This is a genomic window from Microvenator marinus (assembly GCF_007993755.1).
GTDB lineage: Bacteria > Myxococcota_A > Bradymonadia > Bradymonadales > Bradymonadaceae > Allomicrovenator > Allomicrovenator marinus.
Genome location: NZ_CP042467.1, coordinates 5,725,277 through 5,741,238, shown reverse-complemented (window position 1 = coordinate 5,741,238; position 15,962 = coordinate 5,725,277). Strand labels below are relative to the sequence as shown.

13 protein-coding genes are annotated in these 15,962 nt (G+C 54.7%); 9 read left to right on the top strand and 4 right to left on the bottom strand.

The features are described 5' to 3' along the window. The first annotated feature begins 6 nt into the window (after nucleotides 1-6). Nucleotides 7-291: a 4a-hydroxytetrahydrobiopterin dehydratase gene (locus FRD01_RS23655; RefSeq protein WP_146963632.1), complete on the top strand. Its 285-nt coding sequence runs from the start codon at nucleotides 7-9 to the stop codon at nucleotides 289-291. 72 nt (nucleotides 292-363) lie between these two features. After that, entirely contained in the window at nucleotides 364-1,971 is a 1,608-nt protein-coding gene (locus FRD01_RS23650) for a sodium:solute symporter family transporter (protein WP_146963630.1), read from the top strand. Here the strand turns inward: FRD01_RS23650 and FRD01_RS23645 are convergent. After that, nucleotides 1,963-2,778, bottom strand: a complete 816-nt coding sequence (locus FRD01_RS23645) for a hypothetical protein (protein WP_146963628.1) — start codon at nucleotides 2,776-2,778, stop codon at nucleotides 1,963-1,965. The two genes, FRD01_RS23650 and FRD01_RS23645, sit on opposite strands and share 9 nt — an antisense overlap. A gap of 83 nt (nucleotides 2,779-2,861) precedes the next feature. Beyond that, a complete protein-coding gene (locus FRD01_RS23640; protein ID WP_249755860.1) occupies nucleotides 2,862-4,433 on the bottom strand; it encodes a serine/threonine protein kinase in 1,572 nt (523 codons plus the stop codon). A 142-nt stretch (nucleotides 4,434-4,575) separates the two neighbouring features. On the opposite strand from FRD01_RS23640, the gene FRD01_RS23635 reads away from it, so the two are divergent. Genes FRD01_RS23635 through tsaB form a run of 6 tightly spaced genes read left to right on the top strand, consistent with a single transcriptional unit; the run spans nucleotide 4,576 to nucleotide 11,623 of the window. After that, complete coding sequence (locus tag FRD01_RS23635; RefSeq protein ID WP_146963624.1) at nucleotides 4,576-6,327, top strand: shikimate kinase; 1,752 nt, start codon at nucleotides 4,576-4,578, stop codon at nucleotides 6,325-6,327. Then, nucleotides 6,324-7,385, top strand: coding sequence for a chorismate synthase (gene aroC / locus FRD01_RS23630; protein WP_146963622.1), 1,062 nt, complete (start codon nucleotides 6,324-6,326; stop codon nucleotides 7,383-7,385). Before FRD01_RS23635 ends, aroC begins: the two co-directional genes overlap by 4 nt. A 21-nt stretch (nucleotides 7,386-7,406) precedes the next feature. Continuing rightward, the gene (locus tag FRD01_RS23625; RefSeq protein WP_146963620.1) at nucleotides 7,407-8,291 is read left to right on the top strand and encodes a J domain-containing protein; all 885 of its coding nucleotides are present in this window, start codon (nucleotides 7,407-7,409) and stop codon (nucleotides 8,289-8,291) included. Between the two features lie 4 nt (nucleotides 8,292-8,295). Next, nucleotides 8,296-9,189: a phosphatidate cytidylyltransferase gene (locus tag FRD01_RS23620; RefSeq protein ID WP_146963618.1), complete on the top strand. Its 894-nt coding sequence runs from the start codon at nucleotides 8,296-8,298 to the stop codon at nucleotides 9,187-9,189. A 15-nt stretch (nucleotides 9,190-9,204) separates the two neighbouring features. Continuing rightward, on the top strand, nucleotides 9,205-10,917 hold the full coding sequence (gene rseP, locus FRD01_RS23615) for an RIP metalloprotease RseP (RefSeq protein ID WP_146963616.1): 1,713 nt from the start codon (nucleotides 9,205-9,207) through the stop codon (nucleotides 10,915-10,917). Next, entirely contained in the window at nucleotides 10,907-11,623 is a 717-nt protein-coding gene (gene tsaB, locus FRD01_RS23610; RefSeq protein WP_146963614.1) for a tRNA (adenosine(37)-N6)-threonylcarbamoyltransferase complex dimerization subunit type 1 TsaB, read from the top strand. Before rseP ends, tsaB begins: the two co-directional genes overlap by 11 nt. On the opposite strand, the gene FRD01_RS23605 is transcribed toward tsaB, so the two are convergent. Next, nucleotides 11,620-12,267, bottom strand: a complete 648-nt coding sequence (locus FRD01_RS23605; protein ID WP_146963612.1) for a c-type heme family protein — start codon at nucleotides 12,265-12,267, stop codon at nucleotides 11,620-11,622. The genes tsaB and FRD01_RS23605 overlap by 4 nt on opposite strands. Further along, nucleotides 12,264-14,879: a [protein-PII] uridylyltransferase family protein gene (locus FRD01_RS23600; protein ID WP_146963610.1), complete on the bottom strand. Its 2,616-nt coding sequence runs from the start codon at nucleotides 14,877-14,879 to the stop codon at nucleotides 12,264-12,266. Before FRD01_RS23600 ends, FRD01_RS23605 begins: the two co-directional genes overlap by 4 nt. Here FRD01_RS23600 and truD point away from each other — a divergent pair. Further along, nucleotides 14,868-15,950, top strand: a complete 1,083-nt coding sequence (gene truD, locus FRD01_RS23595; RefSeq protein ID WP_146963608.1) for a tRNA pseudouridine(13) synthase TruD — start codon at nucleotides 14,868-14,870, stop codon at nucleotides 15,948-15,950. The two genes, FRD01_RS23600 and truD, sit on opposite strands and share 12 nt — an antisense overlap. The last annotated feature ends 12 nt before the right edge of the window (nucleotides 15,951-15,962 follow it).

Genomic DNA, 15,962 nt, shown 5'->3' with positions numbered 1-15,962 from the left:
TAAGCCATGGCACCGCCCAAATTGAGTTCTTCCGAAATCGAAACTCGACTTCAAGACCTTGAGGACTGGCGCCTTGAGGGCGACGCCATCAAACGCAAACTTGAGTTCGACGACTTTTTGGAAGCCATTGAGTTCATCAACCGAATCGCCACGCTTGCGGACTCGGCAGACCACCACCCTGAAATCTTCAACGTCTACAATCGCGTCGAGTTGCTTCTGACGACTCACGATAGCGGTGGATTGACGCACAAAGATTTTGACCTTGCACAAGAAATAGATCGGGTCATCTAAACAAGCGCGCGTTATCGCTTGATAAATTGATTTGCGCTGCTATGTTGCACTGCAACATTTATAGGTATTGGCATGCGCTACGTTGAGTTAATCTTGGAAAACCCGCTCATTTGGGGGCTCTTTTTACTCTACATCTTCGGAACCTCCTGGCTCGCGTGGCAAGGACATAAGAAGACCGGAGACTTGGAGAGCTTTGCGTTGGGCAAGGGAGACATGCCTGCATGGGTGGTTGGCATCACCCTCGCCTCTTCAATCGCCTCAACGGCGACATTCGTCATCAATCCTGGCTTCGTATATGTGCACGGCCTATCCGCATTTCTGCATCTCGGAGTCGCAGCTGCGCTTGGAATCTTCACCGGATTGATAACCATGAGTGTCGGATTCAGACGCATCGGATCTGGGTCGAAGGCGCTCACATTGCCTCAGTGGATCGGTCAACGATACAACTCGGAATGGCTCACCATCGCGTTCGCCGCCATCAATCTCCTATCCCTGACCTTTGTGGTCCTCATCGTTGGCGCCATCTCGATCGTGATGCAACTCACACTGGGCCTCACCAACATCGAAAGCCTCGTCCTGACGATTGGATTCGTGTTCTCCTACATCTTTGTGGGAGGCACCTACGCTCACGCTTATACAAATACCCTACAGGGCGCGATCATGGCCGTGATTGCAGCCGTGATCGTAGCCAGTGGCTTCCCGCTGCTCGCCGATGGGTTCGGGGCGGCGTGGGATGCCCTAGCCGCCAAGAACGCGAATCTCGTGGCTCCTATCAATCCTGAGAGCACCCTCTTTGGAAGTTTCTTTAGTATTTGGCTGTCTGGCTTCGTGATTGGATTTGCTCTGGTCTCCCAGCCCCACATCATGATCAAAGCCCTCTACGTGAAGTCTGACCGCGAGGTTTGGAAGTATCTGGCTGTCTGCCTGGGCGTCAGCATCATCTTCACCGCCCTCCTGCTCGTGGGTTTCTACACGCATCTACTTGACGTCCCGCCCGAGCGATTCTTGGACCCGACCACAGGCGCGTTCAGGCAAGACTTGGTGATGACGGTCTACATCACCGAAACTTTCTCTCCGACCATGGTCGCGGTGGTCACGGTGGCCCTGCTTTCCGCCGGAATGAGTACCCTCGATGGCATTTTGATCGCCCTTTCCAGCATTGCCGCAAATGACCTTTTCCTGAACCTTACCAGGAAGAACCTCCTAAAAGACAAGGACGAGGACGAGGCCCGCAAGATCGCTCACCGTGCCGGCCAGGCAATTCTAGTGGCTCTCGGGGTCGCGACCTTCTTTGTGGCCAAAGATCCGCCCGAGCTCTTGGGGATCTTCGGTCAAGTGGGCGCCTACGGAATCGTGGCCGCGAGCTGCGTTCCCATCTTGGCTGGCATCATGCTCAAGCGTATCCCAACACCGATGGTTTGGTTGAGTGCGACTACGGGGCTTGGCATACATCTCGGTCTCTACTACTGGGCTTCGAGCGCAACAGCCGCCAAGTTATCCCTCAACGAGTGGGCCAACCACTCGTCGTTCGGATGGCTCTTTGACACCGAGATGCCACAGCTTGGCTTTCTGAATCCAAGCGTCGGTGCGACCTACGGAATCCTGGCGAGCGCTGTTGTCATGGGACTTGGGTATGGATGGGCGAAGTTCTCAGACCGAAAGATCCAAGCCTCAGGGTGACCACTCATCAACCAGGATCAAGTCTGGTTTGTCGCCGAGCAATCCGCAGAATCCAGCGAATAGCTCTGACGTGTAGTATTGCGTGAAAGGCGCATCGGACGCCGAAGGATCACGAAGCCTGGAGCTCGCATCCGTGGGCTCGTCCTTGGCCAGGCGCATCGTGTGCTTGCCAAGTTTTCCACCCAACACACCTTGAATCGTGTAAACGTCGGAAGTTTTCGATTCGATGACTCCAACGAATGTGTACCAATCGTTGTTTCGCCCATCGGCATTGATATCCGCGACGTTGTGGAAAAAGACCAAGTCACCGATATGAGCCGAGTCATGCGAGATTTTCCCACTTTCTTTGCAATGTTTGTATAGCTTGGAAACGCTACTCATCGCAGAAGCGTCGACCGCATGGCCATTGACCTCCAAGACCTTAGCCGCGTAGGCCGCCGAGTGCTCGGGACGGTGGTTCCAGTCTGAGGCGGACTTGCCTGTGGTTTGTGGATCGGGCCTCGAGCCGATGGCCAAAGTAGGCAACTTCTTCTGTGGAGCTTCGGCAAGATGCTTCGAGGATGCCTTGGGAGTAAGCTCAACCTTTGGCGCCGAGTCGCGTGCAGTCGGTTCGGCTTGCGCCAGCTGATACGTATCGGAGGTCTGAAAATCGCCGGTTCCCAAAGGATCAAAATTTCGAGCCCTTGGCGCTGACGGGTGAAGCCCCGACTGGAGTAACGGCGAGTCGTACATGTGGAAAGGGGCATTGGAGCTTGGAGCACATCCAACAACCCCGAGACCTATTACTGCCAAAACTACTTTCTTCATGCTGACTCCTCGTGGACGTGTAGGACATCCACCGCTTTCAGGAGTCAGTGTAGGACAAAGTCGGCAAGACAAAAGTTTTTTGCCTAAAACTTCACGCTGACCGAGTTGATGAGTTCTTTAACTTCAAAAGTCTTATCGATTGACTTCTTATCTGTCTTAAAAGTGACCGTATAAGAACCCTTGCGAAGATTGGTTGAAAACGGAGTCTCTCCCACCATTTCGCCTTCGAAATAGACTTTTGCTTTTGGAGTTGAGTGAAACGAGACGATATCTCCATTTGCGTGTCTAAACGCCGTCTCAACGGCAGGTGTCTTCGTCTTGGGTTTGACTTCGGGCGTTGTCTTCGTGACGGCAACCGCCGGTTCAACAGTTTCCGACTTCTTGGAAACGTACACCCAAATCAGGGCACCGCTCGCGAGAACCAGCGCGAAAAAGAGTACGATAAACACGCCGAAGATCTTTCGAGTACTGGAATCCTGAAGTGAAATCGCCTCGGTATTAGACCTTGGCCCTTCGTTGCCACCTAGCTGCGGCAATTCCGCCGTGCTCGGACCGCCTACCTCGCCCAGGGAAGAATGAAGCTGTGGTGCCGCAATTCCCGCTGTGCCTGACGGGGTCTTGTAATCAGGGACCACGCTAGGTGGTGGCGTCGCGATGGTAGACATCGGCGCTGAGTCCGTCTTCAAGGGCCCAGGTGCCTCAGAAACCGTCTGCCTCGGCCCGGAGCCCCGAGTCAGCGGAATCCCTTGCATCTCGCGAACAAAAGCCGCGATATCTCGATCACCGATAAATGCCCCGACCTGCCGCAAATAGTTCTGGAGGTCGACCACCATCGCATGCGCATCTGGGTAACGATCGTTTGGATCCTTCGCCGTGGCCCGCATGACGACTTGCACCAACTCGGCTGGAACATCTGAGCGCTTTTGGCGAGGGTCCGGCGTGGGCATTTGAACCACGTTCACGATGGCTGCCAGATCGTCACCAAAGGGCTTTTCGCCGCACAAAAGCTCGTAAAAAACTACGCCAGCTGCGAATATATCGACACGTCGATCGAGCTGCGCGTTTTGGACCTGCTCAGGCGCCATATAGGCAAACTTACCTTTCACGGCACCGGCCTGGGTCTTGGACTGATTGGCCAGTGCCTTCGCCACTCCGAAATCCAATAATTTCAAGACGCCATCGTTGGACACCATCACGTTATGTGGCGTCACGTCTCGATGGACCAGATTGTAGGGAACACCTTCATGCGTGAAGTCGTGGGCGTAATCGAGCGCCTCCATCAAGTCGATCATCAGCTTTGCAGCGATATCGAAAGGCACGGGGCGATTATTCTCCTTCGACCACTCCACGATCTCTTGAAGGTCCACCCCTTCAACGAATTCCATGGCGATGAAGAGGCTGTCTTCAATCTCGCCTAATTCGTAGAGTTGAGCGATTTTGGGATGGGTCAGCTGTGCCACAAGACGAGCCTCGTCTTGGAACATCGTCTTGAAGTTCTCGTCCTCTGCAAAACTCTGAAGAATCTGCTTGATGACGAGCTTCTTTTTAAACCCACCGGGGCCCTCTTGCTCGGCGAGGTAAATTTCCGCCATTCCCCCGACCGCCAACCGACGCACCAGCGTGTATTTCCCGAGTGTTCGAAGCTTCTGGTCCATTTCTATCAATCCAATTCTGGGCCGCCGCCCAAGCATCTCTTTTGGAGACTACGGCAGACCATCGCGTGGCGCAAGATAACCGCCACAACTTGCGAAGTCGCGACCTAAGCGCTACTCACCTTGTGTCCACAGGGTTTAACGAATGAATTGTCCCAGAGATTTCATTTTATTTGGTCATCGCACCGCAGGTAAGTCCTCGTTGGGGCGCATCCTTAGTGAGCGAGGATTCGAGGTCATCGACCTTGACTGTGCTATCGAGACGAAAACGGGGCGAAGCGCAGCGAACCTGGTAGCCGAGAACTGGCAGCATTTCAGACGGCTTGAAACAGAGACTCTGCGAGACCTGCTCGCTCAACCCCAAGCGGAAACACCTCGACTCATAGTATGTGGCGCTGGAATCGAGGAGATTCCAAACCATGCCATCGCCGTTTGGATAGACCGCGACGGCTGGGAAGAGTCTGCCCGAACAGAGCGCGAACGCCTACGCCCCGAACTCTCATGGGAAGAAGAAGTAGAGTGGATGCGGCAAACACGAGAGCCTCGCTACCAGAGATGGGCTGACCTCAAGGTCGAGATTCCGCGTGGACGAGCGCTCGAGAGAGTGGCCGATGAGCTCGAAGACCTCATCGTTTGGACAGACTCTTCGTCAATGCTAGCCCCTCGCACATTCGTGGTTCCTCAATCGCAGGCTGAGGTTGCGAAAGCTGAGTACTTGGCGCGTCGCCTCAACTTGGCAGGTGTCGAAATTCGCTCTGACCTTGAAACTTCCACATCGAGCCCGTACCTCGCGAGCCTTAGAGGCTCAAATGCTGCGTGGCTATTGGAGCATCTGGAGGCTGAGGCATGGGACATCGATATCGACTACTTTGCGGATGCGCTAAACAGTGGAGTCTTTGAAACCCCTCCCCGCCGCCTTATCCTCTCAACTCACCCGAATATTCTCGCCGAATCAACACTGAAGAATCTTCGTGATTGTTACGAGCAACTCAGACCCGAGTGGAAGGTGGCATGCGAGTTCAAGGTTGCCCCGCGAATTTCGGGCATTAGCGGGCTTGCTCAAGCCCTCGCTCTTTGGCGAGGCTTCGACTCCGCCAAGACGTCGTTCATTCCTCAAGGGAGCAATTTTGTGTGGCTTCGATTTCTCAAGAGCTTCCAAAATCCGCTTTCTTACGTGAGGGTCGGACTCTCCAAAGCACGAGGAAACCGGCCCGGACCGACACCACACGATCTTCAAGACCTTCTGCCGATTTGGACGCTTATTCCCGATCCTTCATTTCAAGCCCTGCTAGGTATGCCAGTTCAAAAGAGTCAGGGTGACTGGTGGCATCGTCGAGCGGCTCTGCGCGCGGCCCAAAACCACGGCTACATCAAGATTCCATGCGAGGAAGCCGAGTTCGACATCTTGACAAAACTACTGCGAGACCTCGGCGTTCACGAACTTTCGATCACCACGCCATTGAAGTCCGTGGCCGCGAGGGTGATTGGCGCTGACCGCCCAATCAACACCCTGAAATTTCGTGGTGGAACGTGGATGGGTACCGATACGGATGAGGCTGGGATGAGAAATGCCTTGTCTGGCCTACCCGCCTTGGAAAAACGTGCCGCGATCGTCGGTCAAGGAGATGTCAGCCATGCCGTGTCTCGTTCCATGAAATCCGAAGGCTGGGAGGTCGAACTGGTGCGCGGGCGGGCTGATACCGCGATAGGCCCAGTGCCACTCGTCATCAACGCCACGGGCCGCGAGCTTAAGAGGCCGGTGTTCACGGAAGTACAAATCGACCTCCACTACACGTCAGTGGCACCCTCGAAAGCCGCGATTCATCTAAATGGTGACCGGTTCTTTGAGGGACAAGCCCGAGAACAACGAGTTTACTGGTTTCAGGATGGCATATGAGAGGAAATAGTTTTGGAGAGTTTTTCACGATCACTACGTTCGGTGAGTCCCACGGGGTCGCCCTCGGGGCGGTGATCGACGGCGTCCCGGCCGGCCTCAGCCTTAGCGAAGCCGATTTGGAAGTCGCTCTTGGGCGCCGCAGACCTGGACAATCGTCCATCACAACTTCGCGTGCTGAAGCTGATGAACCTGAAATCCTATCCGGTGTTTTCGAGGGAAAGACGCTCGGCAGTCCGATTTGTGTGATCGTTCGAAATCACGACGCTCGGTCCAAAGACTACGACCCGAATTATTACCGCACGGGACATGCCGATCGAGTTTGGCAGGAGAAGTTTGGACACCGTGACCATCGCGGCGGCGGACGCGCGTCTGGAAGAGAAACTCTGGCGCGAGTCATTGGCGGGGTCGTGGCCGAAAAGTTGATTCCGGACGTCAAAATCGTGGGGTTTACGCGCCAAATCGGGCCGCATCGCGCCACCACAATCCCCGAGAACCTCAGCCGAGACATGGTTGATGCCCATCCCACGCGTTGCCCCGACCCTGCGGCCGCCGAGGCCATTCAAGCTGCGCTGGAACAAGCCAAGCGCGATGGCGACTCGTTTGGTGGAATCGTGGAAATTCAGATCTCAGGAGCCTCTATCGGTCTGGGCGAACCCGTTTTTCGAAAGGCCAAGGCTTTGCTCCCAGGTGCCTTGATGAGTGTTGGCGCGGTTGTTGGTGTAACCTTAGGAGACGCTCACGAGGACGCTCAAACTAGAGGTCTTGAGTTCCATCAAAGTGCAGGCGGTGAATTGAGTGGGATCAGTGCCTCGGCGAACGGAATTCAAGGCGGAATCACGAACGGAGAAACCATCCGCCTCCTCGTCTACTTCAAGCCGGCGAGCACCGTGGGAAGCATGGCGAAAGAGGGCCGTCACGACCCGTGTATCGTGCCGCGAGCGATCCCCGTTCTCGAATCCATGTGTGCGCTCGTTATGGCGGATTTGGCACTCGCTCAACGACTTGACCGCGCTTTTGCTTGCACCGAACCCGAGTTCAGCGGTAATTCTGAAGTCTAATCAACGGATCTGAGGCCTTTAGTGGAATCTATTCTCATCGCATGTGGAGACACCGACACCCTTCGGGATATTGTTGCCGCCCTTCCCCAGGACGAATTCAAGCCCATCGCCACGAGAAAGGGAGCAGGGATCGCGGAAAAGCTCAAAGGACGAGGGCTTCGAGTCGCGATTATCCACGAGTCTTTGCAAGACGGGCCCGGGGCAGCGCTCGCCAACGCGCTTAAACAGCTCGATCCGGTCCCAAAAATTCTATACCTCGTGCCGGCAGAGGTCCCAAAAGAGGGGCCGTTTGATCTCGCTCTCAAATTTCCCGTTCCTGGCCCGGTATTGAGAAATGGGCTCAAGCGGATCACCGCACAGAACTCATCCGAACAAGATATGGCGCGCTGGAAGGCGTTCTACGAGGAGATCAAGGCACGGCTCGAACTCATCCCGACCCAGTCCTACTACCAAATGCTCGGTCTCAAAGCGGGTGCGCCTCATCACGTGATCGTGAGTGTTTATGACGCAATTAGCTTGAGGTACCACCCTGACAGGTACTCGAGGTTTCGCTCCGAAAAATGGGGCGCGGCTATCCACGAACACGTCAACGAACTCTACAAGACCTACACAGAAGCTTATGGCGTGCTATCTGACCGAAAGTCTCGAGCGAAATACGATGAGGCACTTTCACGTGGCGAGCTACGTCTTTCAGATGATGCTGCATTGGATTCAGGGCCTCGTACACTCGGGGAGCTGAGCCAAAACCCTGCTGCTAAGAAGTTCCTAAAACTTGCTCAATCCGATGTTGCCCGCCGAGATTGGGCTCAAGCTATCCAAAACCTTCGCTTTGCACTTAGCCTTGAGCCTGATAATCAAGCCGTTCAGGCGAAAATCGCCGAGTACGAGAATCTTGTAGGCAAGTAGTTTCATGTCAGAAAAGAAGAAGTCAGACCTTGGCCCTCGCCTGCTCACAGCGGCAGTCGCCATTCCAATACTGCTCTATCTCATCTTTGTGGCTCCGAAATGGGCATTCTTTGCCTTGATCGCCTGGGCCTCAGGCACGAGCGCCTGGGAATACGTCAACATCACTCTAGGAGCTGATAAAGCGGCTGCCAGATGGCTAACGACTCTGCTCGGGATCGGCCTCATGAGCGTGCTCTATTGGGCGCCAGCGAGTTTCCTCTTTGCGCTCTCGGCCGCAGTCATCGGCTTGATGATCTACTTTCTCTTCAAATACGAATCGATCGAAACGGCGACCCGAGACATCGGGGCCTGTGTCGTCGGCTTGATCTACGGTGGGCTCTTAATCTCCACCATGGCACTGCTCAATCGAGACGCTGGAAACGCAGGCCCCTTCTGGGTCTTCATGGCCATGTCCATCGTCTGGATGTCCGACACGGGCGCCTATTTTGCCGGCCGAGCATTCGGAAAACACAAGCTCTACCCGGCAGTGTCCCCTGCAAAATCTATCGAAGGCGCCATCGGTGGCTTCCTCTCCGCAATTTTACTGGCATTTCTTTGGGACAAGGGATTCACAGCAATGGCGGGTGAGGGTCTAAGCACCACACTCTTCGGTATTGAAGCCCTGAAAGTAGACCTTCAGTGGAAAGAACTGGGCATCATCAACATTTTGATCCTCACCATTCCGGCCAACATCCTCGGACAGGTCGGTGACCTGGCTGAAAGCCTCGTGAAACGTTCTCATGGCGTCAAAGACAGCGGCACAGTTATTCGAGGGCACGGTGGAATGCTCGACAGAATAGATGCGTTGATCTTTGCGACCCCATGGGTTTACTTTTTCTACCTCACATTCGTCGCATGATTTCACAGGCTTGAGATGGGTCTCATTTACGCATTGATATTGATTGGGGCACTCGTCTTCATCCACGAGCTCGGACACTTTTTGGTGGCGAGGCTATTCGATGTAAAGGTCATCAGATTTGCGATCGGCTTCGGCCCCACCGTGGCTTCGTTCAAAAAGGGCGAGACGGAGTACGCACTCTGCGCCCTACCGCTCGGCGGGTACGTTCAGATGTTGGGAGGAGACCTCGAATCACTCGAGCATCTTCCTCCCGAGGAGCAAAAGCGCGGACTGATGATGAAGCCGATTTGGCAACGCAGTCTTATCGTCTTGGCAGGACCTGCAGCCAACATCTTGCTGCCTTTGGTCATCTACTTCTTCTTTACGATGACCATCACTACGACTACCCCGCCGATTGTCGGAGATGTCTTTGCGGGCGGCCCAGCGGCTGAGGCGGGCCTTCTTCCGGGCGATACGATCACTCAAATCGATGATGAGAAGATCGAATTTTGGCATCAAGTCGTAGAGAACATCTCCGAGAAACCGAATCAGGAAATCACACTCCAGATCGTCCGAGACTCGAATCCCATGACCCTGAAAGTTACGCCCGAGGAGCGAAACATCACGGACATGATGGGGCTTAGTTCTGAGACCTTCGGGTTAGTTGGAATTCATCCAGGAACCTACGGCCCCACCATCGCCATTGTGGATCCTCAAGGTGCTGCGGCCACAGCTGGGCTTCAGAACTTCGACAAAATCGTCAAGATCAACGACAAAGTCATTCACAGGTTTGACGAGATTCAGGCCAACGCGAGGACTTCTGAGGGTAAGCCCCTTGAGCTGCAAGTACTTCGACGAAAACCTCTCGAGGTCGACTACGCACAACTCTACGCGCAGTCTGTGATCGACATCACGGTCACTCCGATCCAGAAGAATGGTGAATGGACCCTCGGAATTCGCAACGCAGAGATGGCCGTTGCGCGAGTCGAGAGCGACTCGCCAGCCCAGGCTGCCGGCCTGCAAGTCGGCGACATCATCACGCATCTGAATGCTCGCGAGATATCCAACTGGCGGCTCTTGAATTCGCAAATTTCCAACGCCATCAATAGCGAGGTCGTCGCCCGTCAGGCCGAGGACGCAAAAGCACCTACCGTTAACAACGTAGAATTTGACCTCAAAGTGCTCCGAAGCGGTGAAGAGGTGGACCTCAAGCTTAAGCCGGTACTCCTCAATCTCGAAAAACAAGGCTATCACCGCATGCATATTGGATGGGGACAGATTGCCGATACCTACGTTGCGGATTCCATTCCGTTTCCCTTCTTCAAACGTCTCGCTTTTGCGGCCGACCATTCGGTTCGCCAAACCTGGGAGTTCAGCACCATGTTGGTGATGGGCTTTGTGAGAATGGCTCAGGGCAGACTCAGTCTAGACAACGTCGGTGGACCGATTTTGATCGGAGAACTTGCCGCTCAAGCAGGCGCCGCCGGATGGGACCGGTTCCTTCAGATGATGGCGCTAATCTCCATCAATCTCGGGGTTATCAACCTTTTGCCCATTCCGGTATTGGACGGCGGCCAGCTTCTTCTCTTCTTGATGGAAGCCATCAAGCGAGGCCCACTGAGCTTCAGAACGAGGCAAATCGCCGCCTATATCGGTTTCGCGATGATCCTTTTCCTCGTGATCCTCGCTTTCAAGAACGATATTCAACGGCAATGGGACAACATCGCGAGTTTTATCAATGAAGGCTGAGAATGAGTTCGAATTGGTGCTCGCGCTCGACACCTCCTCAAAAATTCAGACAATCGCTTTGGTTCGTGGGCAGAATCTCTTGGAGAGGCGCCAGCACCTCGCCAATAACAACCATGCGGCGAGCCTCTTGAAAAACATCTCACAGACGCTCGAATCACACGGTTTGAGCGTTGCTGATTTGGATTTGATCAGTGTTGGACTCGGCCCGGGGAGCTTCACCGGCCTTCGAGTGGGACTCGCAAACGCCAAGGCGCTCGCCCTCTCGGCAGGAGTAGCTGTGGTGGGTGTCTCGAGCTTGGCCGCAATGGCGAGGCCTGTCTGGGCTGCGCGCAGGGAGGTCACGGTCGCCCTAGCCGACGCGCGAAGAAACGAGTGCTACATCTCGGTATTGGATGAGGACTTTCAACTCGTCCAAGCTGACAAAGCGCTCTCGCCAACTGAGTGCGCGAACACGATTCGACGACTGGCCGAAGCGAGCGCGGTGAGCGTGGTAGGCCCCGGCCTTGACGCATACTCGAAATTCTTCGAAGACCTCCCCAAGAACGTTAGCCGGTTTGGTGAGGGCTGGGATTGCCCGTCGCCCTACTCTCTTGCCCTTCTCGGACGCGAAAAAGCGCTCGCCAGTCAGACGCTTTCCTGGAAGCAGCTGGAGCCGAATTATATTCGGCCGAGCGACGCAAAAGTAAAAACCCCAAAAAGCGCCTAGCTTTCTGCCGGGACTTCAATCCAGAACCAACCACGGGTGTCACCAGGCTTATACCCGGTCGCCTCGTCCTCGGGGTACGCCGCTCCAAGGGCCTCTTTGACCTCCGCACTGATTCCCTCCGCGGGCCCATGGCACTGCACACACAGCTCTGCCATCGGGATTGGAGTGGCTACCCCAAGTGTTCCGTCTGGGTGCGAAAAGAAGCGTCTCGTGTTCTTTTCTTCCTCAAGCACACTCACCATCCACTCAGGTGCAGTATTCTTAGGGTTTCGGAGCTTAGCAGACGTCCTTCCAATCTTGACTCCGTTCGCCTCTCCTACGCTCGTCGCAATCTCCGGTGCCACTGTAGAACAGACCTCCACACCAGCACTCGGCCCGCCCTCTGCGATAGCGGCATTGAGCTTCTGCATGAGTTGCGTGGCGAGCTGTCGTTGTGCTTCGGTCGCGATGGCGACCTGACGGCGCTGCCCTTCAGGCACCATCGGCGTCTCAACCCACTTTGCTTCTTCCTTCGGCTGGGCTGGCTTAGCCTCAGGCGCCTCTTCAACGACCTCTTGAGTTTGAGTCGTTTCGGACTCCCGAGCAGCCTCCTTCTTTTCACAACCCACAAAAAGGAGTCCTAGTGCAACGAATAGATATCTCATTCTGACCTCTTTCCTATAACGCGTTCCAATGATGTTTTGACCTCTTGAGCCCGTTGGGGACTCAGAGCGCCTCCACTAAGTTCTTCCACATAAAATGTATCAACGACCTGCGTGCCAACGGAGTCGATCTTCGAGAGTTGGATATCAACCCCCGAGTTCTCAAGGGCACTCGCTATCTCATAGAGCAAACCAATGCGATCTTCTGCAGAAATCTCAAACACAGTAAATTCTTCGCTGATTTCCAGAATCTCTACTTTTTGGTCAACTGCAGGCGTCGGTTTGCGGCCCAATTTACCCTCGCTCAAGCGCTTGTCCAAAAGCTCTCGAACATCCAACTCCCCGCTCAACACCCCTTTCAATTGTTCCTCAAGTTTTGCCGCGCGACGCGCCCCCAGCGGCTCACTGCCCCCAGACCATGCCCCATGACCGCCCGACTTCTCTACCTGAAAAATATCCAGCGTTTTTCCGTTGTGGGTAGAAACAATCCTTGCACCAAGAATCGTGAGGCCATTAGCTGATATTGTTCCAGTGATTCGCGCCAAAGTTCCTGGTCGGTCGATCGTCGCGACGATCACTTCGGTCACACCTTCGTCCTCGAGATTTGAAGTCACTACAATTGGTGTTGTGGCCATGGACGCTTCGTAGGCCAAGAATTGCCGCCCCAAAGCCTGGGCCGGAGTCTCCACGAGGTGGGCGCTTGGAACATCTCTCAAAAAGCGCTCGACATGCCCCGAAACATGGCCTTCCTCAAGCAACCATTCCTCGATCTCTCGAATCCGCGATTCGTTTCGCTGCCAGGTATCTTCTGCGCCATGCACCAACATCTGTTCGATGCGATGGTGTAGGCCCAGCAATAACGAGGCATTCCAGTCCGTGAGCACGTTGTCTCCCACCGTCGCCATATCGCAAAACGTGAGAAGCGTAAGCGTTCTTAACGTGCGCGTGGTTCGCACCAAATTCGCCAACTCTCGAATCAACTTCGGATCTTGCGTGTCACGACGCCGAGCAGCATGGGCGAGCGTTAGGTGTTCACGGACCAAAAACACGAGAGTCTGTGCTGCGTCAGGTCCAAAGCCGAGCCGCGGCGCCACATCCACCATCAATCGAGCGCCTTTTTCGGAATGACCACCGCCTCGGTTCTTCCCGATATCGTGGAACAAACAGGCCGCTAGAAACACGTCCTTTTCCACGCCATCGACAAGCTCAAAAACACTCGGCCATTTCTCGACGATTTCACCCTGATTATTGAGGAGATCGCGACCTGCTTCGAGGCATCGCACACTATGAACGTCCGTTGTGTAGACGTGATAAACATCGTGCTGGACATGACATACAAGCGGAGAAAACTCCGGCACTACCTCGGTTAAAACGCCCAGGTCGAGAATCCGTGTCGAAGTAAGCCTAGATGTTTGATGGTCAAAGAGGAGCTTCGAGACTCGCTCGATTTGCTTTTGATTTGGCGTCCAATCGCGCAAACTGTTGAGCATATGCGTTTCGAGTTCGGCGTTCACAAAGAGGTCTTCTCGGCTCGCCAATTCAAGACCGTCAATCACATTATCCGCCGAAAAAGACGCTCCCTCCCATGAAAGGGTTGTCTCCCCTGCGATGAACCCACCGGCCAGGTTGCGCTCCTTTTGATCTTGGGTACCCCAGAGCCTCAAGAGTCTTTCGGCATGCCTGGACACACTCTTCGTGGTCTCATAATGAGAGCGCATCAGAGCCTCGGCGCGCTCGCGCATCTCCCCGTGGTCCAAAAGCTTCTCCGCCAACCACTCCTGGTCGGGAAAATTGAGTCTATCTTGCTTTCGACCATGACGAAGGTGAATCAGCAATCTCAGTCCAAGGATCCACGCGCGTGCTGCCCGCAAGTCCTGCAAGGTGCTTGAGTCCACGCCCGGAGCACCGGAAAGCGAGTTAAAGCGGGCCTCAGCGCCCCAGAGAATCGAATGTAGATCCCTCAATCCACCAGGCCCATTCTTGAGTTCCGGTTCGAGCCGATAAATGGTCTGACCAAAGCGCTGTAGACGCGCGCGATAACCCACCATCAAGTCGTCCACGAAACCGATCCCCTGGTCTTCATCACGCAGAAACTCGGCTGCAATCTCCTTTCGCTGAAGTGCATCGTCAGCACCGAGGGGTCTTGCGTCCAGGTAGGCCACGGCCGTGCGAAAATCATTGCGAAACTCGGGAATCAAATGCGATGAAACCCTGACGGCGTGAGCCACTTTGACGCGCGGCTCACGACACCACGCCATGAACCTCTCCACGGATTCTACGAGCTCAGGTGATTCCCACTCAGCCTCGTCGACCTCAATCACAAGGTCTACGTCACTCGACCAGCTGAGTTCCTGGCGCCCATAACCGCCGAGCGCTACGAGCCTCCCGCCTATAGCGTCGCCACTTGCTTCATTCCACAAGGTTCTTAGCCATTCGTCTGTGATATCGCTTAGGCTCTGGGCAATCGACAAGCCGTCCGGCACCCTGAGCCCGCCCACAGGAATCGTGCGTTCACCGTTGGCCACCTCCTCTTCGAGAACTCGCCGTCGCTCCTCAAATCGCTCTGTGCTAAGCCTTGCCCCTTCTGTTTCCACCAATCGATTATGACCGATCATCTCGACCTCAATACATTACTCGCCACACCTTACCTTACTTCGGACCTACCCGGTATCGGGGGGAAGATTCGTTCGACAATGGAGGATTTTCTCGTTGACGAGGTTCCACTCTATTTGCCGTGCGGAGAGGGTGAACACCTCTACCTCAAAGTCAAGAAGAGCGGCCTGAACACCCAAGACGTGGTCAAAGAGCTGGCTCAGATTTTCAACATCCATCCCAAGGATTTTGGGGTTGCTGGCCAAAAGGACAAATACGCCATCACCCAACAATGGATTTCGCTACCATTTAGGGGAACAGGGCTCGAAACCCCCGAAGAGGCCACGAATATCAAGGCTGAAGGTTTTGAAGTCCTCGAGGCTCACCTGCACGCCAACAAGCTAAAGATGGGGCATCTCAAAGCCAACAGGTTCGAAATCACGATCCGGACAGACACCCCAGAAGCCCCCGAGCGCATCGAGTCACTACTCGACGCGATACGCGCTAAAGGCATCCCAAACTACTATGGGCAACAGCGTTTTGGGAACCGGAACAACACATTCATCATGGGTTGGAACGCCCTCGTGAAGTCCGAGATTGCTCCTCCGCTCCGTAAGAACTCCAAATTGAAGCGGTTCGCACTCAATTCGGTACAAAGTGCAATCTTCAATCGCGTGTTAGCCGAGCGAGTCTTGGGAGACGAGCTGCATAAGGCGGTGCCAGGCGACATACTTGAGAAGAAGGAAGGCGGCCTCCTACGAGTGGACGAGGAAAATCTAGCAGAAGCTTCAGGCTATGTTCAGAACGGAGAGATGTCTCCCACAGGCCCGATGGTTGGATCTCGCATGCTCGAACCCAACGATGAAGTTCGTAGACGAGAGAGTGCGGCGCAGGCGGATTTCGAAGTGGAAGACTCGCATCTCGAGGCGTATCGCTCACTCTTGCGGGGTGAGCGACGAGTGCTTCGAATCGTCCCTGAGGATTTGGAACTCCTTGAGGCCAATGCAGAGTTCATACGCATAGGATTTCTGCTTCCCTCAGGGGCATATGCCACGGTATTATTACGAGAACTCATGAAAGCTGATACTTACTGATTCTGCGAGTTT